General features: G+C 61.9%; 23 protein-coding genes. 5 read left to right on the top strand and 18 right to left on the bottom strand.

Annotated features, from left to right (window positions below; genetic code table 11):
* The first annotated feature begins 57 nt into the window (after positions 1 to 57).
* From PspS35_RS11755 to PspS35_RS11745, 3 genes are read left to right on the top strand one after another with little or no spacing between them, the layout of a single operon-like run.
* On the top strand, positions 58 to 516 hold the full coding sequence (locus PspS35_RS11755) for a (2Fe-2S)-binding protein (protein WP_159934595.1): 459 nt from the start codon (positions 58 to 60) through the stop codon (positions 514 to 516).
* Entirely contained in the window at positions 516 to 2,741 is a 2,226-nt protein-coding gene (locus tag PspS35_RS11750) for a molybdopterin cofactor-binding domain-containing protein (RefSeq protein WP_159934593.1), read from the top strand. The genes PspS35_RS11755 and PspS35_RS11750 overlap by 1 nt, the downstream gene beginning before the upstream one ends.
* Before the next feature lie 16 nt (positions 2,742 to 2,757).
* Positions 2,758 to 4,098: a cytochrome c gene (locus tag PspS35_RS11745; RefSeq protein WP_159934591.1), complete on the top strand. Its 1,341-nt coding sequence runs from the start codon at positions 2,758 to 2,760 to the stop codon at positions 4,096 to 4,098.
* A 74-nt stretch (positions 4,099 to 4,172) separates the two neighbouring features.
* Here PspS35_RS11745 and PspS35_RS11740 read toward each other — a convergent pair whose 3' ends face one another.
* From PspS35_RS11740 to PspS35_RS11660, 17 genes are all read right to left on the bottom strand, one after another.
* Complete coding sequence (locus PspS35_RS11740) at positions 4,173 to 4,796, bottom strand: hypothetical protein (protein ID WP_159934589.1); 624 nt, start codon at positions 4,794 to 4,796, stop codon at positions 4,173 to 4,175.
* Entirely contained in the window at positions 4,796 to 5,494 is a 699-nt protein-coding gene (locus PspS35_RS11735; protein ID WP_159934587.1) for a hypothetical protein, read from the bottom strand. Before PspS35_RS11735 ends, PspS35_RS11740 begins: the two co-directional genes overlap by 1 nt.
* A 53-nt stretch (positions 5,495 to 5,547) precedes the next feature.
* Complete coding sequence (gene pstB, locus PspS35_RS11730) at positions 5,548 to 6,309, bottom strand: phosphate ABC transporter ATP-binding protein PstB (RefSeq protein ID WP_217284518.1); 762 nt, start codon at positions 6,307 to 6,309, stop codon at positions 5,548 to 5,550.
* 76 nt (positions 6,310 to 6,385) lie between these two features.
* Positions 6,386 to 7,297, bottom strand: a complete 912-nt coding sequence (pstA, locus tag PspS35_RS11725) for a phosphate ABC transporter permease PstA (protein ID WP_099584524.1) — start codon at positions 7,295 to 7,297, stop codon at positions 6,386 to 6,388.
* Positions 7,297 to 8,262, bottom strand: coding sequence for a phosphate ABC transporter permease subunit PstC (gene pstC / locus PspS35_RS11720; RefSeq protein ID WP_159934585.1), 966 nt, complete (start codon positions 8,260 to 8,262; stop codon positions 7,297 to 7,299). The genes pstA and pstC overlap by 1 nt, the downstream gene beginning before the upstream one ends.
* Before the next feature lie 74 nt (positions 8,263 to 8,336).
* Complete coding sequence (pstS, locus tag PspS35_RS11715) at positions 8,337 to 9,365, bottom strand: phosphate ABC transporter substrate-binding protein PstS (protein ID WP_159934583.1); 1,029 nt, start codon at positions 9,363 to 9,365, stop codon at positions 8,337 to 8,339.
* Positions 9,366 to 9,489: 124 nt separating this feature from the next.
* Positions 9,490 to 9,822 (bottom strand): hypothetical protein, encoded by a 333-nt coding sequence (locus tag PspS35_RS11710; protein WP_159934581.1) that lies wholly within the window; start codon positions 9,820 to 9,822, stop codon positions 9,490 to 9,492.
* Between the two features lie 1,556 nt (positions 9,823 to 11,378).
* A complete protein-coding gene (locus PspS35_RS11705) occupies positions 11,379 to 13,178 on the bottom strand; it encodes a glycoside hydrolase family 28 protein (RefSeq protein ID WP_159934579.1) in 1,800 nt (599 codons plus the stop codon).
* A 38-nt stretch (positions 13,179 to 13,216) separates the two neighbouring features.
* Positions 13,217 to 13,585 carry a 5-carboxymethyl-2-hydroxymuconate Delta-isomerase gene (locus tag PspS35_RS11700; protein WP_159934577.1) on the bottom strand — a complete coding sequence of 123 codons (369 nt, stop codon included), beginning with the start codon at positions 13,583 to 13,585 and terminating at the stop codon, positions 13,217 to 13,219.
* 133 nt (positions 13,586 to 13,718) lie between these two features.
* Entirely contained in the window at positions 13,719 to 14,630 is a 912-nt protein-coding gene (gene kdgD / locus PspS35_RS11695; RefSeq protein ID WP_159934575.1) for a 5-dehydro-4-deoxyglucarate dehydratase, read from the bottom strand.
* 191 nt (positions 14,631 to 14,821) lie between these two features.
* Positions 14,822 to 15,598 carry an ABC transporter ATP-binding protein gene (locus PspS35_RS11690; RefSeq protein ID WP_159934573.1) on the bottom strand — a complete coding sequence of 259 codons (777 nt, stop codon included), beginning with the start codon at positions 15,596 to 15,598 and terminating at the stop codon, positions 14,822 to 14,824.
* Positions 15,599 to 15,609: 11 nt separating this feature from the next.
* Positions 15,610 to 16,449 (bottom strand): ABC transporter ATP-binding protein, encoded by an 840-nt coding sequence (locus PspS35_RS11685; RefSeq protein WP_122308271.1) that lies wholly within the window; start codon positions 16,447 to 16,449, stop codon positions 15,610 to 15,612.
* 14 nt (positions 16,450 to 16,463) lie between these two features.
* Positions 16,464 to 17,381 (bottom strand): ABC transporter permease, encoded by a 918-nt coding sequence (locus PspS35_RS11680; RefSeq protein ID WP_159934571.1) that lies wholly within the window; start codon positions 17,379 to 17,381, stop codon positions 16,464 to 16,466.
* 32 nt (positions 17,382 to 17,413) lie between these two features.
* On the bottom strand, positions 17,414 to 19,018 hold the full coding sequence (locus PspS35_RS11675) for an ABC transporter substrate-binding protein (RefSeq protein ID WP_159934569.1): 1,605 nt from the start codon (positions 19,016 to 19,018) through the stop codon (positions 17,414 to 17,416).
* A 45-nt stretch (positions 19,019 to 19,063) separates the two neighbouring features.
* Positions 19,064 to 20,101 carry an ABC transporter permease gene (locus PspS35_RS11670; RefSeq protein WP_099584516.1) on the bottom strand — a complete coding sequence of 346 codons (1,038 nt, stop codon included), beginning with the start codon at positions 20,099 to 20,101 and terminating at the stop codon, positions 19,064 to 19,066.
* 21 nt (positions 20,102 to 20,122) lie between these two features.
* Positions 20,123 to 21,733, bottom strand: a complete 1,611-nt coding sequence (locus PspS35_RS11665) for an ABC transporter substrate-binding protein (RefSeq protein ID WP_159934567.1) — start codon at positions 21,731 to 21,733, stop codon at positions 20,123 to 20,125.
* 72 nt (positions 21,734 to 21,805) lie between these two features.
* On the bottom strand, positions 21,806 to 22,960 hold the full coding sequence (locus tag PspS35_RS11660; protein ID WP_159934565.1) for a mandelate racemase family protein: 1,155 nt from the start codon (positions 22,958 to 22,960) through the stop codon (positions 21,806 to 21,808).
* Positions 22,961 to 23,321: 361 nt separating this feature from the next.
* Between PspS35_RS11660 and PspS35_RS11655 the strand changes: the two genes are divergently transcribed.
* Together PspS35_RS11655 and PspS35_RS11650 are read left to right on the top strand one after the other, a co-directional pair.
* Complete coding sequence (locus tag PspS35_RS11655) at positions 23,322 to 24,047, top strand: oligogalacturonate-specific porin KdgM family protein (RefSeq protein WP_150676215.1); 726 nt, start codon at positions 23,322 to 23,324, stop codon at positions 24,045 to 24,047.
* 87 nt (positions 24,048 to 24,134) lie between these two features.
* The gene (locus tag PspS35_RS11650; protein WP_159934563.1) at positions 24,135 to 24,968 is read left to right on the top strand and encodes an NAD(P)-dependent oxidoreductase; all 834 of its coding nucleotides are present in this window, start codon (positions 24,135 to 24,137) and stop codon (positions 24,966 to 24,968) included.
* Here the strand turns inward: PspS35_RS11650 and PspS35_RS11645 are convergent.
* A complete protein-coding gene (locus tag PspS35_RS11645) occupies positions 24,908 to 25,687 on the bottom strand; it encodes a FadR/GntR family transcriptional regulator (RefSeq protein WP_159934561.1) in 780 nt (259 codons plus the stop codon). The two genes, PspS35_RS11650 and PspS35_RS11645, sit on opposite strands and share 61 nt — an antisense overlap.
* Between the last annotated feature and the right edge of the window lie 80 nt (positions 25,688 to 25,767).

Here is a 25,767-nt window from a genome sequence, read left to right as displayed (position 1 = left end):
CGCACCACGCCTATAAGAAATCAGCACCACCAACCGATGATCAGCAGGTGAGCCTCCATGGAATTACGTATTAACCAAAAGGCCTATCAGGTCGACGCCGAAGCCGACACGCCCTTGCTGTGGGTGATCCGCGACAATCTGGGCCTGACCGGCACCAAATACGGCTGCGGCCTGGCCCAGTGCGGCGCCTGTTCGGTGCTGGTGGACGGTAATGTGGTGCGTTCGTGCGTCACGCCGGTGGCCGGGGTGGTGGGTCGCGAGATCACTACCATCGAGGCCATCGAAGCCGATGACGTGGGCAAGCGCGTGGTCAGTGCCTGGGTCGAGCATCAAGTGGCGCAATGCGGTTATTGCCAGTCCGGGCAAGTGATGGCGGCCACCGCGCTGCTCAAGCACACGCCTGCGCCCACCAAGGAGCAGATCGACGCAGCGATGGTCAACCTGTGCCGCTGCGGCACCTACAACGCCATCCATACCGCCATGTATGACCTGGCCGCCGGGAAGGAGACTGCCTGATGAATACGCCAGCATTCATTCCGGGCGAGCCCATCAACCTGTCGCGTCGGCGCTTCCTGGCCAGTACGGCTGTAGGTGCGCTGGTCATCGGTTTCGGCCTTCCGCTCGGCTCGGGCCGGGTGCAAGCGGCTACCGGCGCCGCAGCCGAACGAGGCACCCAGGTGCCGGCATTCCTGGAGATCCGCCCGGACGGTACGGTGCGCCTGCTCAGCCCCTTTATGGAAGGCGGCCAAGGCACCCACACCGCTATGGCGCAGATTGTCGGTGAAGAACTCGACGCTGACCCGGCCACGTTCATCGTCGAAGCCGCCCCGCCCGGCGACGCATATGTCGTGATGGACAACGGCATGCGCATCACCGGTGGCAGCATGTCAGTGCGCATGAGCTACCCGACCATGCGCCGCCTGGGCGCTCTCGCCCGCGCCATGTTGCTGCAGGCCGGTGCCGAGCAGCTCGGTGTGCCAGTGGGTGAGCTGACCACCCAACCGGGCCGCGTGGTTCACGCTGCGTCCGGCCGTTCCCTGGGCTACGGCGAGTTGGCCGGTCGCGCCCTGGACATGCCGGTACCCGATGCCGCGAGCATCACCCTGCGTGACCCGAGCCAGTTCCGCTGGATCGGCAAACCGGTCAAACGCGTGGACGCCTACGACAAGTCCACCGGCAAGGCGCTGTACAGCATCGACCTGACAGTCGACGACATGCTCCACGCCGCCGTGCAGCACGCGCCGCGCCTGGGCATGACCGTGGGCAGCCTGCGCAACCAGGCGCAGGTCGAAACCATGCCGGGCGTGCACTCGGTGCATCAACTGCCGGGCGCAGTGGCGGTCGTCGCCGAACGCTGGTGGCACGCCAAGCGCGCAGTGGAAGCCATCCAGGTCGACTGGCTGGAACCGACTGCCGACTCCAAAGTCCGCGCCATGCCCGCAGATTTCTCCAGCGACGGCTTTCGCGACTTTCTCGCCGCCCAGCAAGGCCCGGCCCGTGACGATGAGAATGAAGGTGATGTGGCCGGCGCATTGAAAAACGCCAAGGCCCAGGTCGAAGCCACGTACCACAACCAGTACGTCAACCACGCCCAGCTGGAGCCGCCTTCGGCCCTGGCGCGGTTCAATCCTGACGGCTCCCTGGATATCTGGCTGCCCAACCAGGCGCCGGACATGTTCCGTGCCGACATCGCCAAGCGCACCGGCCTGGCGCCCGAGCAGATCAACCTGCACTCGCCATTGCTGGGCGGGTTTTTCGGCCGGCACTTCCTGTATGACTCGGCCAGCCCTTACCCCCAGGCCATTGCGCTGGCCAAGGCGGTGGGCCGCCCGGTCAAGCTGATCTGGAGCCGCGAAGAAGAGTTCCTGCGCGATGTGCTGCGCCCGGTGGCGGTGGTCAAGTTTCGCGCCGCGCTGGACGCCGACGGCCTGCCCGTCGCCATCGAAGCGGTCAGCGCCACCGAGGGTCCCAGCGAAGCCATCGCCGGCAAACAGGGCGAAAAACTCGACCCCACGGCCCTCGAGGGCCTGACGGGCAAGAGCTACGCCATCCCCAACAAACGCATCGCGCAGATCTACGTCAAAGGCCCGGCCATGCTTGGTTACTGGCGTTCGGTGGGCAATTCGCTCAACGACTTCTTCTACGAAGCGTTCCTCGACGAGCTGGCGGACCAAGGCAAACGCGACCCCTATGAGTTGCGCCTGCATTTGCTGCGTGACAACCCACGGCTGACAACCTTGCTCAAGGCCGTGGGCGAATTGTCCGGTGGGTGGAAGCGTGGTCCCTACATCGCCGAAGACGGCACACGACGGGCGCGCGGCGTGGCGATGGCCTCGCCGTTCGGTTCCCACGCGGCGGTGATCGCCGAGGTGTCGATTGAACACGGCCAGGTGAAGGTGCACCACATCTGGGAAGCCATCGACCCCGGCAGCATCGTCAACCCGGCGATTGTCGAAGCGCAGGTCAACGGGGCGGTCGCCCTGGGACTGTCGCAAACCTTGCTGGAGGAAGCGGTGTACGTGGACGGCAAGCCACGGGCGCGCAACTACGACCTTTACCCGATCCTGCCGCCGTCCCGCATGGCCCAGGTGCATGTAAAGATCGTCGAGAGTGGTGAAAAGATGGGCGGCATCGGTGAGCCTCCGCTCCCCGCTGTGGCGCCGGCCGTGGTCAACGCGGTGGCGCAATTGACTGGCCAGCGCGTGCGCAGCCTGCCATTAAGCCGACACACCTTCAGCTAAGCGAGCGAGACCGCCCATGAACAACCGTCGATTCGCAAGAACCGTAGGCTGGCTCGCGCTGCCCTGCGTCGTCGCCGCCGGCCTGCTGGCCTGGTACGTCACCCGTCAACCCGCGACACCGTTTGAAGCGCCACCGGCAGCCAGTGCCGACCCGACCCTGGTCAGTCGCGGCGAGTACGTCGCCCGCCTCAGCGACTGCGTGGCCTGCCACAGCCTGCCCGGCAAGGCACCGTTTGCCGGCGGCCTGGAAATGGCCACGCCGCTGGGGGCGATTCACGCCACCAACATCACCCCGGACCGCACCCACGGGATCGGCACTTACAGCCTCGCCGACTTCGATCGAGCGGTACGCCACGGCGTGGCCCCAGGCGGCCGACGGTTGTACCCGGCCATGCCCTACCCCTCGTATGCCAAGCTCAGCGACGACGACATACAGGCGCTGTACGCGTTTTTCATGAACGGCGTGCAACCGGCCAACCAGCCGAATATCCCCAGCGATATTCCCTGGCCGCTGAATCTGCGTTGGCCCATCGCCCTGTGGAACGGCGTGTTCGCTCCGACAGTCAGCTACGCCGCCAACCCCAACCAGGACGCGCTGTGGAATCGCGGCGCGTATATCGTCCAAGGCCCTGGCCACTGCGGCAGTTGTCACACACCACGGGGCCTGGCCTTCAACGAAAAGGCCCTGGATGATTCCGGCAAGCCCTTCCTCGCCGGCGCCCTGCTCGATGGCTGGTACGCACCGAGCCTGCGCCAGGACCCCAACAGCGGTTTGGGCCGCTGGAGCGAGCCAGAGATCGTGCAGTTCCTCAAGACCGGCCGCAACCAACACGCGGTGGTCTACGGCTCGATGACCGAAGCGTTCAACAACTCCACGCAGTTCATGGCCGACGACGACCTGGCGGCCATCGCCCGCTACCTCAAGTCGCTGCCCGGCGACCCACAGCGCGACGGCACACCCTGGCAGTACGTGAGCGCTGAAGTACGTCCGGACGCCCCCGGCGCCCACACCTACGCCACCCGCTGCGCCTCGTGCCATGGGGCTGACGGCAAAGGCCAGCCCGAGTGGATGCCACCTCTGGCGGGCGCCACTTCGGCCTTGGTCAAGGAAACGGCGTCAGCGATCAACATCACCCTCAATGGCGCACAACGCGTGGTCGCCGCTGGCGTACCGGATGCCTACCGCATGCCAGCGTTTCGCGAGCAGTTGTCCGACCAGGAAATCGCTGACGTGCTGACGTTTGTACGCAGTACCTGGGGCAATCAAGGAGGTGCGGTGGACGCCAAGGCAGTAGGCAAACTGCGCGGGCACACGGACCCGGCGAGCAGCAGTCCGATTATTTTGCATATGCGTTGAGGGTTGCTCTTGTGGCCCTTTCCCCGACATCCAGATCGGTGGATTGACCAAGGCCTGTACCGAAGAATGGGCTTTCAGAGCGCCTCAGGCAGAAAAAGCCTGCGGGCGCTCTGCGGCGTGGGTGTGTGCCGGAGCGGTTGCTGACGGGCAAGCTGGGCCTGAAGCTGCGCGACGGCGTCCAACACCCGCTGCGCCCAGTGCTCGTCCTGGGGGTCTACCACCACCACGCGAAAACCGTGGTCCTGGCCTTCACTGCGCACACCTTCGGAGTCATCCACGTGCAGGTCGATGTCGAACGCCGGTGGGAATTTCGAAGGCGCATTGGACAGCCCGTGCGCCGTGAGGGCGTGGTTATGCAGCACGCTGTTGACCACGCCGTCGACGCGGATGCCGTACAGCATCAGCCAGCGCCGGATATAGGACGGCGTACGCCCGGACGAGGTATAGACCCAGATGCTGCAACCCTGGCGGCGCAGTTCGCGGGTCAGGGAGCGGGTACCGATGCGCAGCGGCTCACCCAGCCAACGGTGCACGCAGGCCGGCAGCCGGCTCGGCTCGACGTCACAATGGTGGAGCTGGCAGGCCAGGGTGTCGTCGATATCGAACGAAATGCGGATACGCGCAGGCTTGAGCAGTTGCGTCGGCAGCAGGCGCTGCACGGCCTGCCCTGCCCTGGCGAACAGGCGAGAACCGCTCATCAATGGCCCCCTTGATAGACGGGCACTGGCCTATCGTTGAGAAAAAATTTCATCGGGTCCGGCGCCTGTTCTTCCAGGAAAGCGGCGTATTTTTTCTTGATCTTGGGCAATTCGTACAACGCCTTGACGCCATGTTTGGCTGAGTTGCGGATGACCGACGAAGGGTTGAAGTAGCCCTCGGCGTTCTCCAGCGACAGCACGAACGGCGGCAACCCCGCACGCATCAGCAAATAGCTGACGATCAGCGAACCGCTGCGGTTGTTGCCTTCAATGAACAACTGCGGCTTGCTGAGGATGCGCACATACACCCCGGCGGCACGCTTCCAGACTGACTCACTGCGGTACGCGCAGTACCAGTTGTACAAGTCCTTGATGCCGCCCTCGACGTTGTTGAAGAAGTGCTCTTCGGTCGCCGCCAGGTGCTGCGCATATTCCAGGCGGCGCGCCGGGTCGCGGCCACAGAGTACGGTGGCGTTGATCTCCAGCATCAGGTTCAACTGCTGAAGGTCAAACAGGTCGACGCCCCGCGCGACATAGTCGTCAATCAGCGCGTAGCCTTCAAGCACGTTGTGCAGCACTTCGTCAGTCAGTGGGTCACGTGGCTCGGTGAAGCCCTGGCTGAGCTCGGCAAAGCGCTGCTGCACCTCACGCAGGGCACGTTCGATCGCAGGCAAATCAAGGCGTTGTGTTGCAGGCATTGGCATTCCCATAAACAGGTAGGCATGCGCGAGCGTCCGTGCCCGCGCAGGATTCAGCTGAACTTGCCGGTGATGTAGTCCCCGGTCATTTGCTCGCGCGGGTTCTCGAAAATCTGCGCCGTTGGGCCCATCTCCACCAGATAGCCAGTGCGCGTGCCCTGGGAAATGTCCACCGAGAAAAACGCCGTGGTGTCGGCCACACGGATGGCCTGCTGCATGTTGTGAGTCACCAGGGCGATGGTGTAGTCCTTCTTGAGCTCCACCATCAACTCCTCGACCCGGCGCGTGGCGATCGGGTCAAGCGCCGAGCAGGGTTCGTCGAGCAACAGCACTTCCGGCTCGGTGGCGATGGCGCGGGCGATGCACAGGCGTTGCTGCTGGCCCCCGGACAGCGACAGGCCGCTGACCTTGAGTTTGTCCTTGACCTCATCCCACAGCGCCGCGCCTTGCAGGGCGTGCTTGACGCGGTCGCCCAGGTCGCCTTTGTAGCGGTTCAGGCGCAGGCCGAAGGCCACGTTGTCGAAGATGCTCATGGAGAACGGGTTCGGCTGCTGGAACACCATGCCGATATAACGGCGCACGACCACCGGGTCCACACCCTTGCCGTAGACGTCCTGCCCGAGGAAATGCACATGGCCCTCGAAGCGGAAACCTTTGACCAGGTCGTTCATGCGGTTGAGGCTACGCAACACGGTACTTTTACCGCAGCCGGAAGGCCCGATGAAGCCGGTGATCTTGTTCTTTTCGATCGGCACATGGCTGTCACGCACGGCCATGAAGTTGCCGTAGAAGATCTTGTCCAGCTTGCAGTCCATGACCACAGGCGCCTGGGTGACAAACGGAGCGGCTATTTGCGCAGTTGATACGTTCAAGATTCAGGTGCTCCCGTTTTCAATACTTTGGCTTGCCGAAAATACGGCTCACGATATTCACGACCAGCACGATCATTACCAGTACCAGCGACGCCGCCCAGGCGAGTTCAAGCTGGTTGTCGAAGGGCATGCCGGAGAAGTTGTAGATCAGCACGGCCAGCGAGGCTGTCGGGTTCATCACCGCCAGGCTGCCGTCGTGGTAGATCCAGTAGTTGCTGAACAGCGCGGTAAACAACAGCGGCGCGGTTTCGCCGGCGGCGCGGGCCACGGCGAGCATCACGCCGGTGAGAATGGCCGGCAGGCCGGTGGGCAGGACGATTTTCCAGATCACCTGGGAGCGGGTGCAGCCCATGCCGTAGGCGGCGTCCTTCATGATCTTGGGCACCATGCGCATCGACTCTTCGGCGGTCAACACCACGATGGGCAGCATCAGCACCGCCAGCGCCACGCCACCGGCCGGGGCCGAGTAGGTGCCGGTGGTCATCACTACCAACGCGTAGGCAAACACACCGGCCAGGATGGACGGCAGGCCGGTGAGCATCTTCGCGGCAAAGCGCGCGGCGTTCGCCAGTTTGCTCTCAGGGCCCAGTTCGGCGAGGAAGATCGCCGCCATGATGCCAACCGGCACCGCAATGGCTGCGGCGATGCCGACCATCACGAAGGTACCGGCCATCGCGTTGCCAAAACCGCCACCGGTCTCAAAACCGGTGGGCGGCAGCTCGGTGAACACTTCAAGGCTCAGGCGTGCCCCGCCGCGCATGATCAGCATGTAGAGCACGGAAATCAGCGGCACGCTGGCCAGCAACGCGCCCGTCCACACCAGGGTGGTCAGCACCAGGCTGCGCAGGGCACGGCCTTCGAACCGGCGTTGCAGGCTGGGCAGTGCGCCGGCGGGGGACGTCAGGTCGGTTGCAGCAGAAAGATCAGTCATCACTTATTACCCCGTTGGGCGTACATCATGATCATGGAGCCGAAGATGTTGACGATCAGCGTGATCAACATCAGCACCAGTGCGGCGTACATCAGCACCTCGATCTCGTTCGGCCCGGCTTCGGGGAAGTTCAGCGCCAGCAACGCCGCCAGGGTGTTGGCCGGTGCGAACAGCGAAAGCGAGATGTTGTTGGCATTGCCCACCAGCATGGCCAGGGCCATGGTTTCACCGAGTGCGCGGCCCAGGCCCAGCACCAGCGAACCGAAGATGCCGGTAGACGCCGAGGGCACCATCACCTTGAGAATCGCTTCCCAGTGAGTAGTGCCCATGCCGTAGGCGGCCTGCTTGGTTTTCATCGGCACGGCGGTGAGGGCGTCCTGGGACACGGCGGCGATGGTCGGCAAAATCATGATGGCCAACACCAGCGCTGCCGGGAGCAAACCCGGACCGCTCAAGGACGTGCCGAAAAAAGGGATCCAGCCGAGTTCGGTGTTCAACCATGCGGTCAACGGCCGAATCGCTGGGATAACCACGTAAATGCCCCACAGGCCATAAACGACGCTGGGGATAGCCGCGAGCAGTTCGACGATGGTACGAAACACCGCCGCCAGCTTCGCCGGCAAAAAATCCTGAGTGAGGAAAATCGCCATGCTGACGCCAAAAACACCGGCGATCAGCAACGCGATAAAGGCACTGTACAGCGTGCCCCAAATGGCCGGCAAAATGCCGTACTTGCCTTGGTTGACATCCCAGACGCTGCCGAACAGCACGTCAAAGCCGTGCTTCTCCATGCCTGGAAGGGCCTTGCGTCCGACTTCGAACACCAGGGCAAACACCAACGCCAGCACCAGGACCACGCCAATCCGCGCAAGCGCACGGAAGGTGCGATCAACCAGGAAATCCTTCGTAGAAGGTGGCTGGCAGGCAGAGTCCGGGTTACCCGGTACGACAAACGGTGTGTTCATTGGCTGATTCCGGAACAAGGGGGTAACTCTCCCGGCTGGGCTGACAGCGCCCGCCGAGAGAGGCCGCACGAGCGTTACTGAATGTTGGCGGACGCTTTGCGAACCTGATCAACCACCGATTGCGGCAGCGGGATATAGCCCATCGAGTCAGCGATTTTCTGCCCTTCGGTCAGGCTGTATTCGACCATTTCACGCATGGCCTTGGCCTTGGCCGGGTTGCCGTTGTCCTTGCGGAAGATCATCCAGGTGTAGGAGGTGATCGGGTAGGACTTGGCGCCGTCCGGGTCCGGCAGCCAGGCCACCAGGCTTTCCGGCATCTTCACCGCAGCCAGCGCTTCGGCACCGCTTTCGGCGTTAGGCACCACGTACTTGCCGGCCTTGTTCTGCAGTTGGGCGAAGTCAACCTTGGCCAGCTTGGCGAAGCCGTATTCGATGTAGCCAATCGCACCTGGGGTCTGGCGTACGGTGGCGGTCACGCCGTCGTTCTTCGGCGATTTGATGAATTTGTCGCTGGCAGGCCAGTTGACGGTGTTGCCTTCACCCAAGTCTTTCTGGAACTGTGGGTTGATGGCCGCCAAGTGCTTGGTGAAGACGGCAGTGGTACCGCTGGAGTCTGCACGCACGACCACGGTGATCGGCATATCCGGCAGTTTCAGGCCAGGGTTGGCGGCGACGATCTGCGGATCGTTCCACTTGGTGATCTTGCCCAGGAAGATGTTGGAGTACACATCGCGTGGCAACTTCAGCTCTTTGGGATTGCCCGGCAGGTTGAACGCCAGCACGATTTCGCCCGCAGTCATCGGCAGCAACTGCACGCCTTCGGCGACCTTGGCGATGTCTTCATCCTTCATGGCCGAGTCACTGGCGGCGAAGTCCACGGTTTTGTTCAGGAAGTCCTGGACACCCGCGCCACTGCCTTTGGATTGGTAGTCAACCGTGACGCCCTCGGTCTTCTTGCTGAAATCCTTGAACCAGGTGAGGTAGATCGGCGCGGGGAAACTGGCGCCAGAACCTGTCAGACGGACGTTCTCGGCAGCAAATACCGAGGTGGCACTAAGAGAAACCGCAACGGCGAGTGCAGCTGACTTCATCAGACGTTTCATTCAGGGAAATCCTTGTGATTACGGGCTCCCGGAACTCTGCATCAGCATTGTTACGCTTTTATGAAAATTGAATGGCAAACCGCTATTTTGTCCCTTCTTTCTGCCACAGCCGCACATTTTGATGTCAGTGGCGCCGGTAACTTTTCTGCCCGGAAGGCGTGAGGCAGAAGACCCCGCCCCGTGGACCGGTGCAGTACGCACCGCTGCCACAACTGCAACTCTGCGAGCGACCTTGCAGCGGCTGCACGGCCGGGCGTGCCAAGCGGTTGCCGGTGTAGGCGGTGCAACTTTTTTTCGAGGCGCTGATAGAGCCGTCGTTGCACAGGAATACATCACCGTCACAACCGGCAATGCCCCCCTTGCGGCCGGAGCAAGGCGTATTGGCCGCCAGCGCGGACAGGCTCGACAGCGTCAAAATGAGGCCCAGGACAAGTACGCGGATAAGGCCAGGAAACATAAGCAACACTCAAGACAAGTGGCCTAATGCTATCACCCCCTATACATAACTGCTGCCCAATATGTTGCCGACCCACAACCCTGTAGTGAGCGAGCTTGCCCCGCGCTGGGCCGCGAAGCGGCCCCAAAACCACCACCTCGATTAATTCTGGCACTCCGCGGCGACCTTATTGGGGCTGCTGCGCAGCCCAGCGCGGGGCAAGCCCGCTCACCACAAGAATGTGGTGGCTCAGTTACAGATGATCCGCTGACAAGCCCATGAGGCACAGGTGAAGGCCGACACCTAACCCTGTAGTGAGCGGGCTTGCCCCGCGCTGGGCCGCAAAGCGGCCCCAAAACCACCACCTCGATTAACTCTGGCACTCCGCGGCGACCTTATTAGGGCTGCTACGCAGCCCAGCGCGGGGCAAGCCCGCTCACCACAAGAATGTGGTGGTTCAGTTACAGATGATCCGCTGACAAGCCCATGAGGAACAGGTGAAGGCCAACACCTAACCCTGTAGTGAGCGGGCTTGCCCCGCGCTGGGCCGCAAAGCGGCCCCAAAACCACCACCTCGATTAATTCTGGCACTCCGCGGCGACCTTATTGGGGCTGCTGCGCAGCCCAGCGCGGGGCAAGCCCGCTCACCACAAGAATGTGGTGGTTCAGTTACAGATGATTCGCTGACAAGCCCATGAGGCACAGGTGAAGGCCAACACCTAACCCTGTAGTGAGCGGGCTTGCCCCGCGCTGGGCCGCGAAGCGGCCCCAAAACCACCACCTCGATTAATTCTGGCACTCCGCGGCGACCTTATTGGGGCTGCTGCGCAGCCCAGCGCGGGGCAAGCCCGCTCACCACAAGAATGTGGTGGTTCAGTTACAGATGATTCGCTGACACACCCCCAAGGCACGTATGGAGGCCAACACCTAACCCTGTAGTGAGCGGGCTTGCCCCGCGCTGGGCCGCGAAGCGGCCCCAAAACCACCACCTCGATTGATTCTGGCACTCCGCGGCGACCTTATTAGGGCTGCTGCGCAGCCCAGCGCGGGGCAAGCCCGCTCACCACAAGAATGTGGTGGTTCAGTTACAGATGATTCGCTGACACACCCCCAAGGCACGGGTGAAGGCCGACACCTAACCCTGTAGTGAGCGGGCTTGCCCCGCGCTGGGCCGCGAAGCGGCCCCAAAACCACCACCTCGATTAATTCTGGCACTCCGCGGCGACCTTATTGGGGCTGCTACGCAGCCCAGCGCGGGGCAAGCCCGCTCACCACAAGAATGTGGTGGTTCAGTTACAGATGATTCGCTGACAAGCCCCCAAGGCACGGATGGAGGCCAACACCTAACCCTGTAGTGAGCGGGCTTGCCCCGCGCTGGGCCGCGAAGCGGCCCCAAAACCACCACCTCGATTAATTCTGGCACTCCGCGGCGACCTTATTGGGGCTGCTACGCAGCCCAGCGCGGGGCAAGCCCGCTCACCACAAGAATGTGGTGGTTCAGTTACAGATGATTCGCTGACACACCCCCAAGGCACGGGTGGAGGCCGACACCTAACCCTGTGGTGAGTTCTTTGCGTTCAAGGTGTCGGTTGCACGTCCTTGAAGACCAGCCCTTGGCTACCGCTCACTTGCCACGGATTGGCGCCGCCGGTCTGACTGAACACCACGTGTTCGAAGCGTGAGTCTTTCAACCCATCGATACGCGCCTTGGCCGCGCCGCTAAAGCGCACGCGTTCGAACACCAATCCCTGATGGTAGGCGTTGTGCACGGCATCGCCCTTGACCTCGATGGCCGCGCCCTGGGCGTTTTCTACGCTGACGTCACTCACGCGGATGTCCTTGAACTGCCCGGCAATCGTGGAGCGTTGGTAGTCCAGTTTGGCGTTGGGGTCGTTGTAGTCGAGGGTGAAGATAAACGCCTGCTTGACCGTGTTGCGAATCGCCGAATCGCGGAACGTCACGTTGCGCGCGCCACCGCCCATGAAGTTGGTGCTTTTCATGCGCAGGCCCGCGTCGGTGCCGTCGGAGACGTTGTCTTCAGCGAGGATGTTCTGGATCCACGCGCCGGTATGACTGCCCGCCACCACCATGCCGTGGCCTTTGCGGAAGTAGTTGTTGAAAATCCACGCGTCTTCCTGAGGCGGCTGGTGCACGGCATTCGCACCGGTGCCGGCGGCGAAGTTGACGCAGTCGTCGCCGGTGTCAAAGAAGTTGTTGAAGACCATCGCGCCTTTGCTGTTGGCGAATTCGATGCCGTCGCCGTTGTTGGCGTCGTAGGTCTTGTGGGTGGTGTTGGCCAGCACCACGTTTTCGGTCTCCAGGTTCATGATCCCGTGGAACGCCGGGTTGAGCACGGTGAAGCCGCCGTAGAACACGTTCTTGACGTTGCGCAGGGTGATCAGCGAAGAACGCATTTGCCCATAGGCATCCTTGACGTTCATGCCCCGCGCCACGGCTTGTTCCACCTGGGCCTTGGCGAGGATGCCGTCCTGGGCATAGCGGGTGTTGTCGCTGGGCAGGTAGAACGGCAGCGGCTGGCCGCGCTCATCAACGACGTCGGCGTTGCGCTTCCAGCCGTTGCCGTCGAGGGTGCCCTTGCCGACGATGCGGATGTTTTCGAATGACTGATGCTGGCGCGGATCGCGGGGCAACGCGTTGATCAGCGAGGCCGGGCGCACGGTGGTGGAATACGGGTATTGGATGTAACCGGCCAATGGGTAATCTTCGGCGCGCTCGGAGCCAAGCAGGGTCGCGCCTTCGGCGATCTCCAGGGTCATGTTGCTCTTGAGGTACAGCGCGCCGCTCTTGTAGGTGCCCTTGGGCAGCAGGACTTTGCAGCCTGGGGTGCAGGCATCGATGGCGTTCTGAATCGCCAGGGTATCGAGGTGGCTGCCGTCGCCTTTGGCGCCGTATTTTTTCACGTCGAACAGCGCCGCGACCTTAGTGGTGCGTTGCTGTACGGGGGCGCTGTCTGCCGATTCCTTGCCGTTGCCGTCCACTGCACGCACGGTGAATCGGTAGGCCGTGTCGGGCTTCAGGCCTTGGGCGGTGTAGCTGTGAATGCCGATGCGATGGTGGAAGTTGGCGGTGTCCTGCCGGTAGAACTGGTCGATATAGGGCTTGGCCGGTGAGACCTGATCGTTGTTGGCGTTGGCGCTGCCCATCAACACGCCGTTGGCGTACACCCGGTAATCCTGGATGGCGCCATGATCGGCAGGCTTGTCCCAGACCAGGATGATTTGCTGATCGTCATAAGCCAGGGTCGGTACTTGCAGTTTCGAGGGTGCTTGCAGCGCCCAGGACAGAGGGCTGCAGCCGAGGGCGATAAGGGCGAGTGCGCAACGCGCTGAGGTTTTTTGCGAGGGTTGATACGGCATGTTGTTCTCCTTGTTTTTGCCGGTATTCACATTGAGGGCTACATCGGCCGCCCGGTTTCTTCGAGGTATTGGCTGCGATTGATGAAGGTTTCGCGGGGCATTTCGCGCACGTCCATAGACAGTGCCTCGACCTGCGGCAGCAACTCGATCAGGGCCGCCAGTGTTGCCGAAGCCAAGCTGCGACGTTGTTCGACCGTGCGCCCGGCGAACAGGTACAGCGCGACATGCACGAAGTCGTCTTCAGTGGAGCCGCAGCGGTAATGGCTGAAGCCGTTGAGGCGCACCTTGATGTCGCCGGGCTTGAACACGCCGAACCCGTCGAGGGTGTCGTGCACGGTGGCCAGCAGACGTTGTTCGCCGATGCGCTGGGCCAGGGTTGCGGGGCAGTCGATGATGCAATGGGGCATTGCGGATACTCCGGTTAATAAGGCTTGTTGCAGGAGCGGGCTTGCCCGCGAAAATCGTCAACGAAAACGCAGCGCCACCCAGTGGCCCGGGCCGTCTGGGCTTTTTTGCGAGCAAGTTCGCTCCTACAGGGGCTTATTGAGCGCCGAGGGACTTGATCAGCACCGCCAGTTGCTCCACTTCATCGGGCAACAGATCGGTCAGTGGTGCACGTACCGGGCCTGCGTCATGGCCCACCAGGCGTGCGCCGGCTTTGACGATGCTCACGCCATAACCTTCACAACGGTTACGAATCGCCAGGTACGGCAGGAAGAAATCGTCGATCAAACGGCCCACCGTCGCGTGATCGTCGGCAGCCACGGCGCGGTAGAAGTCCATCGCGGTTTTCGGGATGAAGTTGAACACCGCCGAGGAGTACACCGGCACGCCAAGGGCCTTGTAGGCGGCGGCATAGACTTCGGCAGTCGGCAGGCCGCCGAGGTAAGTCAGGCGGTCGCCCAGGCGACGGCGGATGCTGACCATGGATTCGACCTCACCAATGCCGTCTTTGAAGCCGATCAGGTTCGGGCAGCGCTCGGCCAGCTGTTCCAGGCTGTCGGCGTTGAGGCGGCAGAGGTTGCGGTTGTACACCACCACGCCGAAATCCACCGAGTTGCACACTTGCTCAACGTGCGCCACCAAGCCCTTCTGGCTGGCTTCGGTGAGGTAATGGGGCATCAGCAAAATACCCGCAGCGCCCAGGCGCTCGGCTTCTTGGGCATACGCAATAGCTTGGCGTGTTGGGCCACCGGCACCGGCGAGGATCGGCACCTGGCCTTTGCAGGTGTCCACGGCAGTCTTGATGATCTGCGTGTACTCCTTGGACTCCAGGGAGAAGAACTCCCCCGTGCCGCCCGCTGCGAACAACGCACTGGCGCCATAAGGCGCCAGCCATTCGAGGCGGCGTGCGTAGGTGTCGGCGCGGAAGTCGCCGGCGGCATCAAAGTCGGTGACCGGAAACGAGAGCAAGCCGGAAGACAGGACTGTTTTTAGTTCTTGTGGCGTCATGTTCGCAAACCTCAAATCGAAAAATGAATGGAATACCTTAAGAGGTACGTCATCGTACAACTATAAAAATATTAATGCCAACCTCTAAACGCCCTTCATGGTGAAAATGGATATAAACCCAATGAAATAGGCGCTTTATCACAACAAACAATAAATAAATCAAAACATAGTCATACGATGACTATGTTTTTTTAGCCAACACGGCGCCGCTCAGACTCCTGACTGAAGTCACGGCTGGCCTGCACCAACATGCGCGTGTAGTCGTGCGCCGCCTGGTCCTGGCTCAGGGCATGACAGTCAAGCAACTCAACGATCTTGCCGTGCTGCATCACCGCCACCCGGTCGCACAAGTGAGTCACCACACCCAGGTCATGGGTAACCAGCAGGTAGGTGAGTTTCTCGCGCTGACGCAGGTCCGCCAGCAGGTTGAGGATCTCGGCCTGGACCGAGACATCCAGCGCCGACGTCGGCTCATCCAGCAGCAGCACCCGTGGTTCCAGGATCAAGGCGCGCGCAATCGCCACTCGCTGACGCTGGCCGCCGGACAACTGGTGTGGGTAGCGAAAGCGAAAACTGTCGTTCAGGCCGACCTTGAGCAGGATCTCGTTAATACGGTCGTCCTTGTCCCCTACCCCGTGGATAATCAGCGGCTCGCGCAGGGCGGTGTCAATGGTGTGCCGAGGGTGCAAGGAACCGTAGGGGTCCTGGAACACCATCTGCACCTTGCGAAAGTGTTCCTTGGGAATCTTGTGCTGCAACGGCGCGCCGGCAATGCTCAGTTCGCCATTCCAATGCCGGTATTGCCCGGCCAGGCAGCGCAGCACGGTGGTCTTGCCCGAGCCGGACTCCCCCACCAGGCCGAACGATTCGCCGTCGGCGACACTCAGGCTCACATCGTGCAGCACTTGGTTGATGGCAGCACCGGTGCCGAAGCTCAGGTTCAAGGCGTGCGCTTGGATCATGGGCATGGTCAGGTTCCTTATTGGGTCAGCCAGAGGGGGTCGCGCTTGAGCACCGGCAGGTGCGCACGGCGGTTATCCATGCTCGGCAACGCGGCCAGCAGGCCACGGGTATAGGGGTGCTCGGCGTAGTGCAGGTCACAGGCGGCCAGGGATTCGACAACACGCCCGGCGTACATCACCAGCACGCGGTCGCAGTAGTTGCGCACCAGGTTGAGGTCGTGACTGACAAAGATCAGCCCCATCTGCTGCTGGTCCACCAACTCTTCCAGCACGTTGAGCACTTGCTGGCGCACCGAGACATCCAGCGCCGAGGTGGGCTCGTCGGCGATGATCACTTCAGGGCGGGTGATCACCATCATCGCGATCATGATGCGCTGCCCCATGCCGCCGGAGACTTCATGGGGGTACAGGTTGTAGACGCGCTGCGGGTCGCGGATGTGCACCTGCTCCAGCATCTGCAACACGCGCTCGCGGGCATCGCTGCGGCTGGCCTTGTGGTGGGCCAGGTAGGCTTCGGCGATCTGGTCGCCGACCTTGACCACCGGGTTCAGCGAGTATTTGGGGTCTTGCATGATCATCGAGATGCGCTGGCCGCGAATCTTCTGCATGGCCTTTTCGCTGGCCGACAACAGGTCGACTTCACCAAACGCCATAGCCTTTGCGGTGATTTTCGCGCTGGGCGGATGCAGCTTTAGCAAGCTGCGGCCCACGGTGGATTTGCCGGAGCCGGACTCACCGACGATCGCCAGCTTCTCCCGGCCCAAGGTAAAGGACACGTCGCGCACGGCGTGGGTTTCTTTCTGGCCACTGACGAAGCGCACGTTAAGCCCTTCGACATTCAGTTTGATGGCGGACATAAGGTGTTCTCCGATTATTCGCTGCGCGGATCAAGAATATCCCGCAGGCCATCGCCCAGCAGGTTGAAGGCCAGGCTGACCAGCATGATCGCCGCCCCTGGAACCGCCACCAGCCACCAGCATTCGAGCATGTAGCGGCGACCGGTCGAAATCATCGCGCCCCACTCCGGCAGCGGCGCCTGGGCGCCCAGGCCGAGAAAGCCCAGGGCCGCCGCGGTCAGGATGATCCCCGCCATGTTCATGGTCAGGCGGATGATCACCGAGGACAGGCACATCGGCACGATATGGCGCAGGATAATCCGCGCGGGCGACGCGCCTTGCAGCTCCACCGCGACGACAAAATCGGCGTTGCGCAAGGACAGGGTTTCAGCCCGCGCCAGCCGCGCAATCGGCGGCCAGGAGGTCAAGGCAATCGCCACCACCGCGTGCTCCAGGCCAGGGCCGAGGGCCGCGATAAACGCCAGCGCGAGGACCAGGCTGGGAAAGGAGATGAAGATATCGGTCAAGCGCATGAACACGGTGTCGACCGCACCACCGAAGTAGCCCGACACGGTGCCGATAAACAGGCCGATAGGCCCCACGATCACCGTCACCAGGCCAATGATGTACAGCGTGATTCGCGAGCCGTAGACCAACCGGCTGAAAATATCCCGGCCATATTCATCGGTGCCGAACCAATGCGCCGAGCCCGGCGCCTGCAAGGCGTTGGCGAGGTTCTGCGCGACCGGGTCGTGGGTGGCGATCCACGGCGCAAAGGCCGCGACTACCACCAACAGCATTGCCACCAGCAGGCCTGCCAGGGTCATGGGGTTGCGCAGCAAGTGGCGCAGCACCCGCAGGCCACTCTTGCAAAAAGCATCGAAGCTGGAGCCTGGCGAGCGATCCACCGGGCGTTTCGCCGCCGATTCGATGGAAGACAGATTGGCATTCATAAGCATCTTCTCTGTGTGAATTCTGGAAGCACTCAACGCTGCTTGTAGACACCCAGGTAACGGGTGGCCTCGGCATCGTCACCGCTGAAGCCCTTGACATCGGCAGCGCTGACCACGGTGTCGGTCATCTGCGAAATCATCAGGATCGGCCCCACTTGCTGGTCGTAGAGGTTCTGTGCCTGGTGGTACAGGCTGACCCGCTGCGCCGAATCACGCGTCACGCCGGCCTGGTCGATCAGGCTGTTGATCTGTGGGCTGAAGAACGAAGCGCGCCAGCCCTGGAAGTTCGGCAGGCCGGCGTCGTCGCTGTTGTTGGGGTTGTAGGCGAACGTGCGCAGGCTGAAATACGGGTGCGGGTAACGCTCGGCGCCCCGGGCCACGATGATCTCGAAATTGCGCGCACGCATCGCGCCGTACACCTGGTTGCCGGTGCCGGTGACAATGCTGGCCTTGATCCCGCCTTCGGCCAGGGTCGCTTGCAGGCGTGCGGCGATATCAATGAACGGCGGCTCCGACAGCGTGCGGATGGTGGTGTTGAACCCCTCGGGGTAACCCGCCTGCGCCAGCAGGGCTTTCGCCTTGGCCACGTCCATGTGATAGCCCGGATCCGGCAGGCGCGCCTCCAGGCCCAACTGCATCGGCTGCTGGTTGAGCTTGCCGTAATACGGCATCACTTGTTGGTCCAGGCCTTTGTAGTCGATCAGGTTGCGCACCGCTTCACGCACCTTGGGCTTGGCAAATTCCGGCTGCTTCATGCTCATGGCCACGTAGTACATGGTGCCGCGTGGCAGCGACTGCACCTGGATCTTGTCCGAGCCGTCGATGGCACGAATGTCCGGCGCGGCCATGCCGTAGGCCAGGTCGAGGTCGCCGCGTTCGAGCATCAGGCGCAGGGACTGGGATTCGGTCATGTGCCGCACCACCACGCGCTTGAGCTTGGCCGCGCCGCCCCAGTAGCCGTCGAAACGGGTCAGCAGCAGTGAATCGTTGGCACTCCATTTGGTCAGCACGAAGGGGCCACTGCCCGCCTCGTTCGTCACCAGCCAACCGGCGCCAAGGTCGCCGTTTTTTTCATGGGACAAGGCGGTCTTGCGGTCCACGATCACGGCGCTGGGCGAGATGGCCAGGGAGTCCACCAACAGCAAGGGATCCATCGTCTGCGGCAGATCGACCACCAAAGTGTGGGCGTCGGTGGCGCGGATCAGCGCCTGGATGTTGTCGACGCTGTAGCCATAAGCCTTCCAGGTGGTGGCCAGGCCGAAGTTGAGTTTCATCACGCGGTACAGCGACCACGCCACGTCCTCGGCGGTCAGCGGGTTGCCCGAATGGAATTTCACGTCCTGGCGCAGATGGAACGTCACCTGCTTGCCGTCCTCGCTGATGTCCCAGCGTTCGGCCAGTTGCGGCAGGTGTTTTTCCGGGTTGCCCTGGTCACGCTTGATCAGGGTGTCGTAAAGGTTGGCGTTGACACCGGACGCATCCAGGCCGGGCGCATTGGCCGGGTCTATGGAGAACAGGTTGACCATGCTCATGCCGACGATCAGTTGATCAGCCGGGGTCTTGGCGTTGGCCAGGGTCATCGGGCCGAGGGCGAGAACAGCGCTCAGCAGGCCAAGGTGCAGTTTCGAAAATGTCATGAAAAATTCCTTCTTCTTATAGTTTTATCGGTACTGCGCTGCGCATTAACGGGTGCGCGGATCGAACACCTTGTACAAGGCATCGCTGATCAGGTTGAGCGCAACGAAAATCAGGCCGATCACCAGCACGCAGCCCATCACCGCATTCATGTCACCGAGCATCAGGCTGCTGGTGAGGTATTGGCCGAACCCCGGCCAGGCGAACACGGTTTCGATCAGCACCGCACCTTCGAGCAGCGAGCCGTAGGCCAGCGCAACCACGGTGAGCAACTGCACGAGGATGTTGCGAAACGCATGCCCCCACACCACTTGGCGCCGGGACAAACCCTTGACCCGCGCCGTGATGATGTATTCCTGGGACAGCTGCTCCAGCATGAAGCTGCGGGTCATGCGGCTGATGTACGCCACCGAGTTCAGGCCCAGGATCAGCGCCGGCAACACGATATGCCGCAGGGCGCTGGCGAAGGCGTCCCAGTCACGGGCAAGCGAGGTGTCGATCAGCAACAGGCCAGTGACCTCGGGCACCATGCCGTCGTAGGCCAGGTCGATGCGCCCCGCGCCACCGGCCCAACCGAGCCAGGCGTAGAACACCAGCAGGCCCATCATGCCCAGCCAGAAAATCGGGGTGGAGTAGCCGAACAGGGTGATCACCCGTGCCACGTGGTCGCCGAGCCGACCTTGGTTGCTGGCCGCACACACGCCCAGCGGCAAACCGATCAGCACGCCGAACAGGATCGCCAACGTCGCCAACTCGATGGTCGCCGGGAACACCCGCAGGATGTCATCGAGCACCGGGTGGCCGGTCAGCAACGCGTTGCCGAAATCACCGTGGAGCAGGTCGTTGAGGTAAAGGCCGAATTGGGTCCAGATCGGCTTGTCCAGGCCCATCGACCGGTACACCTGGTCGTAGGTGGAACTGTCGGCATCCGGCCCGACTACCGCCAGCACGGGGTCAAGCGGCATGACCCGGCCGATGATAAAGGTCAGCGCCAACAGGCCGAGCAACGTCACCAGCACCGTGCTGGCACGCCGCAGGGTATTGGAAGCGCGAGCGCCCATGACAGAGGCAGTCATAACAAACATAGTGAGCTCCTGGTAAATCGATCAGCGCTTTTTGTAGACGTCTTTGTAGCGCGTGGTCGCAGCGGTGTGGCCCTGGAAGTCGGCCACGTCGGTGTACACCACCACGGTGTCGGTCATCTGCGAGACCGGCAAAATAGCCCCGACCTGTTGATCGACCTGCGCCTGGATCTCGCGGTACTGCGTCAGTTGTTTGTCGGCATCCGGTTCGACTTCTGCATGCTCAATCAACTGGTTCAGTTCAGGGCTGTAGAACGAGGTGCGCCAGCCCTGGAAGTTGGTGAGTTTGGCTTCGTCGCGGTTATCCGGGTTGTACACCAGGGTGCGCAGGCTGGAATGGGGGTGACGCTCTGCCCCGCCACCGCCGCGACCGACGATGATGTCGAAGGTACGCTCGCGCATCGCGCCGTAGATCTGGTTACCGGTGCCGGTGATGATGCTGGCTTGGATGCCGGCCTGGGCCAGGGTCGATTGCAGGTTGGAGGCAATGTTGATGAACGGCGGTTCGGCCAGCACACGAATGGTGGTTTTGAAACCATTCGGGTAACCCGCTTCAGCCAGCCAGACCTTGGCTTGCTCGACGTTGAGTGTGTAACCCGGATCCGGCAGGCGCGCCGCCAGACCCAACGGCATCGGGCGTTGGTTGATCACGCCGTAATGGGGCATGACCGTCTGGTTGATGCCTTGGTAATCGATCAGCGACCGCACGGCCTTGCGCACCCGCGCATCGGCGAACATCGGTTGCTTCACACTCAGCGCCACGTAATACAGGGTGCCGCGTTGCAGGGTCTGGGTGCGCACCTTGTCGCTTTTCTGCAGGGCTTCGATGTCCGGCGCGGACATGCCTTTGGCGATATCCAGGTCACCGCGCTCGATCATCAGGCGCAACGACTGCGACTCGGTCATGTTGCGCATCACGATGCGCTTGAGTTTGGCCGGGCCACCCCAGTAACCGTCGAAACGGGTCATCAGGATCACGTCGTTGGCGCGCCAGTCATTGAGCGCGAATGCGCCGCTGCCGGCCGCGTGAGTCACCAGCCAGGCGGCGCCCATGTCGCTGCCTTTCTGGTGTTCGAGGACTTTTTTGCGGTCGAGGATGAACGCACTCGGCGAGGTCGCCAGGGTGTTGAGCACCAACAGCGGGTCGGTCGGCCGTGGCAGTTCGATCACGAACGTGTTGGCATCCGTGGCGCGCATGTAGCGCTCGACGTTTTCGGCAGTGAAGCCGTAGGCCTTCCAGGTGGAGGCCAGCGCGAGGTTGAGCTTGAGCACCCGGTGCAGCGACCAGGCTACGTCTTCGGCGCTCAAGTCATTGCCGGACTGGAACTTCACCCCACTGCGCAGGTTGAAGGTCAGGGTCTTGCGGTCCTCACTGACCTGCCAGCGCTCGGCCAGCGCAGGTACCAGGCGATCTGGCTGGGCGACATCCTGCACGAGCAACATGTCATAGAGGTTGGCGTTGATTTCCGACACGTCCAGGCCGGTGGCGGCCGCCGGGTCGAGGGACAGCAGGTTGATCATGCTCATGCCGACGATCAGTTGATCGGCCGGGGTTTTGGCAAAGCTTGCCGGTACGGCGGTGACGGCCAGGGCGGCGACGAATACCCGCGCCCACAGCGAAGGAAATATGTTCATAGCGAGAGTGCCTTTTTTATATTTATAGGGCTCTCGGCCAGCTCAACGTATGCCGAGCTGACCGTTTACACGTCAGAAGCTTTTAAGCGTATTGGTCTCGATGTAATTGAAATTGATGTCTTCGCCCAGGCCCGGCGAATCGGACAGGTGCACAAACCCATCGTTGTCCATCGGGTCCACCAGGCGGTTGAGGTAGGCCGGCACTTCGTCGTAATCCAGGTACGGGTGCAACAGGCCGCGCTCATACCACGTGCAGTTCTTGATCGCGCCGACCACCGCCAGGTTGGCGGCGCCGTTGCCGTGGATTTCGCAATCCATGCCAAACGACTCGGCCAGGTGGGCGACTTTCAGGCACGGCGCAATACCGCCGACGCCCGCGACACCGGCACGCAAGATATCGCACACATCGTGCTTGACCCAACTGGCGCGGGCCAGGTGTTTGCCGGACAAGGTTTCCGGGCCGAGCACCGGAATATCCAGCTGCCCCGCGAGCCAGGCATAGGACTCGGCGGACTCTTCCATCATCGGCTCTTCAAACCAGGCAAAGTCGAGTTTTTCCAGCTCGCGGCCGATGTACAGCGCCTCGGTGCGGCTGTACCAGTGGTAACCGTCGAGCATCAGTGCGATGTCCGGCCCCACCGCTTCACGCACGGCCGCGCAGGCTTTGACGTCGATGCGCGGGCTCGGGGCGAACGACACCGGCGGCATCCAGGTGTGCAGCTTGATGGCCTTGTAGCCGCGCTGCACCAGGGTCTCGGCGAAGCGCCCGTAATCTTCGGGGGTAGCGAGGCCGCCGGGCAGCTCGTCGCCACACATGGTCGAGCCGTAGGCCGGCACCTTGTCGCGGAAACCACCGATCAACTTGTGCACCGGCACGCCGAGTTTGCGTCCCGCCCAATCCCACAGCGCCTGCTCAACCAGGGCCAAGGCACGGTCGGTCAGTTGGCTGGCACTGCCACGCTGCCAATGGGCGAGGTCTTGCCAGATTTTTTCGCGATCAAAGGCGTTCTGCCCCACCAGCACTTTGCGCACGAACCCATCCAACACATACGGGCGGATCAATTCAGGGGCGCCGAACGCGAAACCCTCCTGGCCGTCTTCAGTCTGGATGCGCAGCAAAGCCATCTGCGCCTGGGTGACATCACCGGGGTGGGCATGGCCAGCGCTGTCGACTGCGCGGCGGGTCGGGTAGGAAAACACCTGGACGTTGACTGCTGTGATTCTCATGGACGTCTTAAGCCTTCTTATTGGATTTGAGACAGGAATGTCGTCTGTTGCGACCGATCATAGGTCATCGTACAACACTTGAAAAGACCCAATAACCCACCCCGCTTCACCATGCATTTCCCGCCAAACCCGGTAAAACCCTTATTTTTAAAGACAACCAAGGAATAACAGCAATTGCTGTAAAGCCCTATTCATATGGCACATATGTTTCAAAGTGTTTCAAATCGACCGATAACCGCTAGACGAGTCATCTTGTCGTACGATAACGTATATCGGCACCTTAGATGAGAGCCACACGCAACAACGCATCGCCGTAGCAACCGTCAAACGACCCTAACAAAAACAAAAAAAAGAAGACCGTATGAACACCACCCTACGCACGCTCGTTACTGCCCTGACCCTCGGCCTGCCGCTGTATGTCAGCGCTGACTCTGCCAGCATCAACTACCGCCACCAGTTCACTGAGGAAGACAGCGCCCACGCTGACCGAATCAAGCTCAACTACCGCCTGGACAGTGGCCTGGGATTTGAAGCGGAAATGAAATACCGCACGGCCGGGGACCGTGAAGACGTGGCCTACGACAACATGGTCAACAACGGACATGAGTTCACCGTGAGCTACAACTACAAGCTCAGCCCGCAATCGACGTTGACCCCGGCGTTCCAGATGGACAGTTCAAAAGACTCGACCACCTACAAGCTGGGCCTCAAGTACAACTACAAGATCAACGACGCCTTCTACGCCGCCACGCGCTATCGCCTGGACACCAAGAAGCTCGACCGCGATCAGGTCAACGAGGACTTGCCCGACCACATCAAGGATGACCAGACCACCCACCGTTTCGAGGGTTGGCTCGGCTACACGCCGGCCAGTAAGTGGGCGTACGAATATCAGTTCATCTATTTCAAGACCGACTACATCCGCTACGACAACAAGAAGAGCGACTACGAACAGAACCTGATCGTCAAATACAAGCTCACCAAGGAATGGGCCCCGTTCATGGAGATTGGTGATGTGAAGGTCAACTCCACCACAGAAGACCGTCAGGCGCGGTGGCGCCTGGGCATCCAATACAACTTCATGTAACGCCCCCCTCCCTGCGACTTGCCTGGCGAACGCGCATCGCTCGCCAGGCAAACCCTTTGCATCCAGCGCTCAATGGAAGACCTGACCATGACCACACAGCCCAAACCCTTCACTCGCATTTTGCTCACCGGCGCGGCCGGCGGCCTGGGGCAGATCCTGCGGGAAACCTTGCAGGCCCATGCCGACATCGTGCGTGCCTCGGACATCAGCGCCATGGCGCCCAGCGCAGGTGCACACGACGAAGTGATCCAGTGCAACCTGGCCGACAAGGCTGCCGTGGCGGCGCTGGTCGACGGCGTTGACGCGATCGTGCACCTGGGTGGGATTTCAGTGGAGCGGCCGTTCGAGGAAATTCTCGACGCCAATATTCGCGGCACATTCCATATTTACGAAGCGGCGCGGCAACAAGGGGTCAAGCGGATTGTGTTTGCCAGCTCCAACCACGTCACCGGTTTTTACCCCCAGGACGTGGAACTGGATGTGCACGCACAGCGCCGCCCGGATGGTTACTACGCGCTCTCCAAGGCTTACGGCGAAGACCTCGCGGCGTTCTATTTTCATCGCTATGGGATTGAAACCGTGAGCTTGCGCATCGGCTCGTCGTTCCCCGAACCGCGCAACCGGCGGATGCTGCACACCTGGCTGAGCTACGCAGACCTGGACCACCTGGTGGCCCGCGCCCTGCTGGCCAAGGACGTGGGGCACAGTGTGGTGTATGGCGTTTCAGACAATAAGGAGCGCTGGTGGAGCAATCGGCATGCCGAGCACCTGGGCTTTGCACCGCAGGACAGCTCGGAGCAGTTTCGCGCCAAGGTCGAGCAGCAACCGCAACCGCCTGCGGATGAGCCCGGTGGCCGGCTTCAGGGCGGCGCGTTCACCGCAGCCGGGCCGTTCGACAATTCGGCGGCGGCCGCTTCATAGGCCCGGCGCATACGCTCGCGGCTGTTAGACAGGTGCAGGCGCATCGCCGCCCGTGCGGCGTCGGCATCACGGCGCAAAATGGCCTTGTAGATGTCCTCGTGCTCGCGACTCAAACGCTCCAGGTAAGGCTCTTTATTGGCGTTGGCCAAGCGCTTTGAGTGCAAGCGCGTACGCGGCAGGATGTTGACCCCCAGGTGCAACATGATGTCGGTGAAGTAGCGATTGCCGGTGGCCAGCGCGATCTGCTGGTGAAACTGAAAGTCTGCCGTCACCGCATAATCGGCGCTCACCGCCCGCGAGTTGAGCGCATCCAGCGAGTCACGCATCACCTGCAATTGCTGGTCGGTGCGCCCCAGGCAGGCCAGGCCGGCAGCTTCTACTTCCAGGCTGATGCGCAATTCCAGCACCGCCAGCACATCCTGCAAGGTCACGATGGTGTCGGGGTCGATCCGAAACCCGCTGGGGCTGGGAATATCCCTCACAAACGTGCCGACACCGTGCCGGGTTTCCACCAGGCCCGAGGCTTGCAGGCGCGAAATGGCCTCACGCACCACCGTGCGACTGACGCCGTGCTCGGCCATCACCTCGGATTCGGTGGGCAGCTTGGTGGCACGCGCCAATTCCCCAGTGCAAATGCGCCGGGAAAGCTCGGTGACCAGTTCTTCGGCCAGGCTGCGGTGCCGGCGGCGAACGGTGGGCTGGACGTTCGGGTAGTCCATCAAGAACACAAATCTCGGTTTGCAAGGGAATGCGTATCATAGCGCATTCAGTTGTACGACAACGTAGACACTCAAACGAA

Origin of the sequence: Pseudomonas sp. S35 (assembly GCF_009866765.1) — a bacterium.
Classification (GTDB): Bacteria; Pseudomonadota; Gammaproteobacteria; order Pseudomonadales; family Pseudomonadaceae; genus Aquipseudomonas.
The sequence above is the reverse complement of the archived record's forward strand: the minus strand, read 5'-3'. Positions and strand labels throughout refer to the sequence as shown.

Coding starts and splice junctions, on each gene's coding strand:
- pstS (WP_159934583.1), bottom strand. CDS start 9,365: ATGAAACGTCTGATGAAGTCAGCTGCACTCGCCGTTGCGGTTTCTCTT.
- PspS35_RS11690 (WP_159934573.1), bottom strand. CDS start 15,598: ATGCCCATGATCCAAGCGCACGCCTTGAACCTGAGCTTCGGCACCGGT.
- PspS35_RS11670 (WP_099584516.1), bottom strand. CDS start 20,101: ATGTTTGTTATGACTGCCTCTGTCATGGGCGCTCGCGCTTCCAATACC.
- PspS35_RS11710 (WP_159934581.1), bottom strand. CDS start 9,822: ATGTTTCCTGGCCTTATCCGCGTACTTGTCCTGGGCCTCATTTTGACG.
- PspS35_RS11745 (WP_159934591.1), top strand. CDS start 2,758: ATGAACAACCGTCGATTCGCAAGAACCGTAGGCTGGCTCGCGCTGCCC.
- PspS35_RS11675 (WP_159934569.1), bottom strand. CDS start 19,018: ATGACATTTTCGAAACTGCACCTTGGCCTGCTGAGCGCTGTTCTCGCC.
- pstA (WP_099584524.1), bottom strand. CDS start 7,297: ATGACTGATCTTTCTGCTGCAACCGACCTGACGTCCCCCGCCGGCGCA.
- pstB (WP_217284518.1), bottom strand. CDS start 6,309: ATGGACTGCAAGCTGGACAAGATCTTCTACGGCAACTTCATGGCCGTG.
- PspS35_RS11735 (WP_159934587.1), bottom strand. CDS start 5,494: ATGCCTGCAACACAACGCCTTGATTTGCCTGCGATCGAACGTGCCCTG.
- PspS35_RS11750 (WP_159934593.1), top strand. CDS start 516: ATGAATACGCCAGCATTCATTCCGGGCGAGCCCATCAACCTGTCGCGT.
- PspS35_RS11665 (WP_159934567.1), bottom strand. CDS start 21,733: ATGAACATATTTCCTTCGCTGTGGGCGCGGGTATTCGTCGCCGCCCTG.
- PspS35_RS11740 (WP_159934589.1), bottom strand. CDS start 4,796: ATGAGCGGTTCTCGCCTGTTCGCCAGGGCAGGGCAGGCCGTGCAGCGC.
- PspS35_RS11655 (WP_150676215.1), top strand. CDS start 23,322: ATGAACACCACCCTACGCACGCTCGTTACTGCCCTGACCCTCGGCCTG.
- PspS35_RS11755 (WP_159934595.1), top strand. CDS start 58: ATGGAATTACGTATTAACCAAAAGGCCTATCAGGTCGACGCCGAAGCC.
- PspS35_RS11645 (WP_159934561.1), bottom strand. CDS start 25,687: ATGGACTACCCGAACGTCCAGCCCACCGTTCGCCGCCGGCACCGCAGC.
- pstC (WP_159934585.1), bottom strand. CDS start 8,262: ATGAACACACCGTTTGTCGTACCGGGTAACCCGGACTCTGCCTGCCAG.
- PspS35_RS11680 (WP_159934571.1), bottom strand. CDS start 17,381: ATGAATGCCAATCTGTCTTCCATCGAATCGGCGGCGAAACGCCCGGTG.
- PspS35_RS11660 (WP_159934565.1), bottom strand. CDS start 22,960: ATGAGAATCACAGCAGTCAACGTCCAGGTGTTTTCCTACCCGACCCGC.
- PspS35_RS11705 (WP_159934579.1), bottom strand. CDS start 13,178: ATGCCGTATCAACCCTCGCAAAAAACCTCAGCGCGTTGCGCACTCGCC.
- kdgD (WP_159934575.1), bottom strand. CDS start 14,630: ATGACGCCACAAGAACTAAAAACAGTCCTGTCTTCCGGCTTGCTCTCG.
- PspS35_RS11700 (WP_159934577.1), bottom strand. CDS start 13,585: ATGCCCCATTGCATCATCGACTGCCCCGCAACCCTGGCCCAGCGCATC.
- PspS35_RS11650 (WP_159934563.1), top strand. CDS start 24,135: ATGACCACACAGCCCAAACCCTTCACTCGCATTTTGCTCACCGGCGCG.
- PspS35_RS11685 (WP_122308271.1), bottom strand. CDS start 16,449: ATGTCCGCCATCAAACTGAATGTCGAAGGGCTTAACGTGCGCTTCGTC.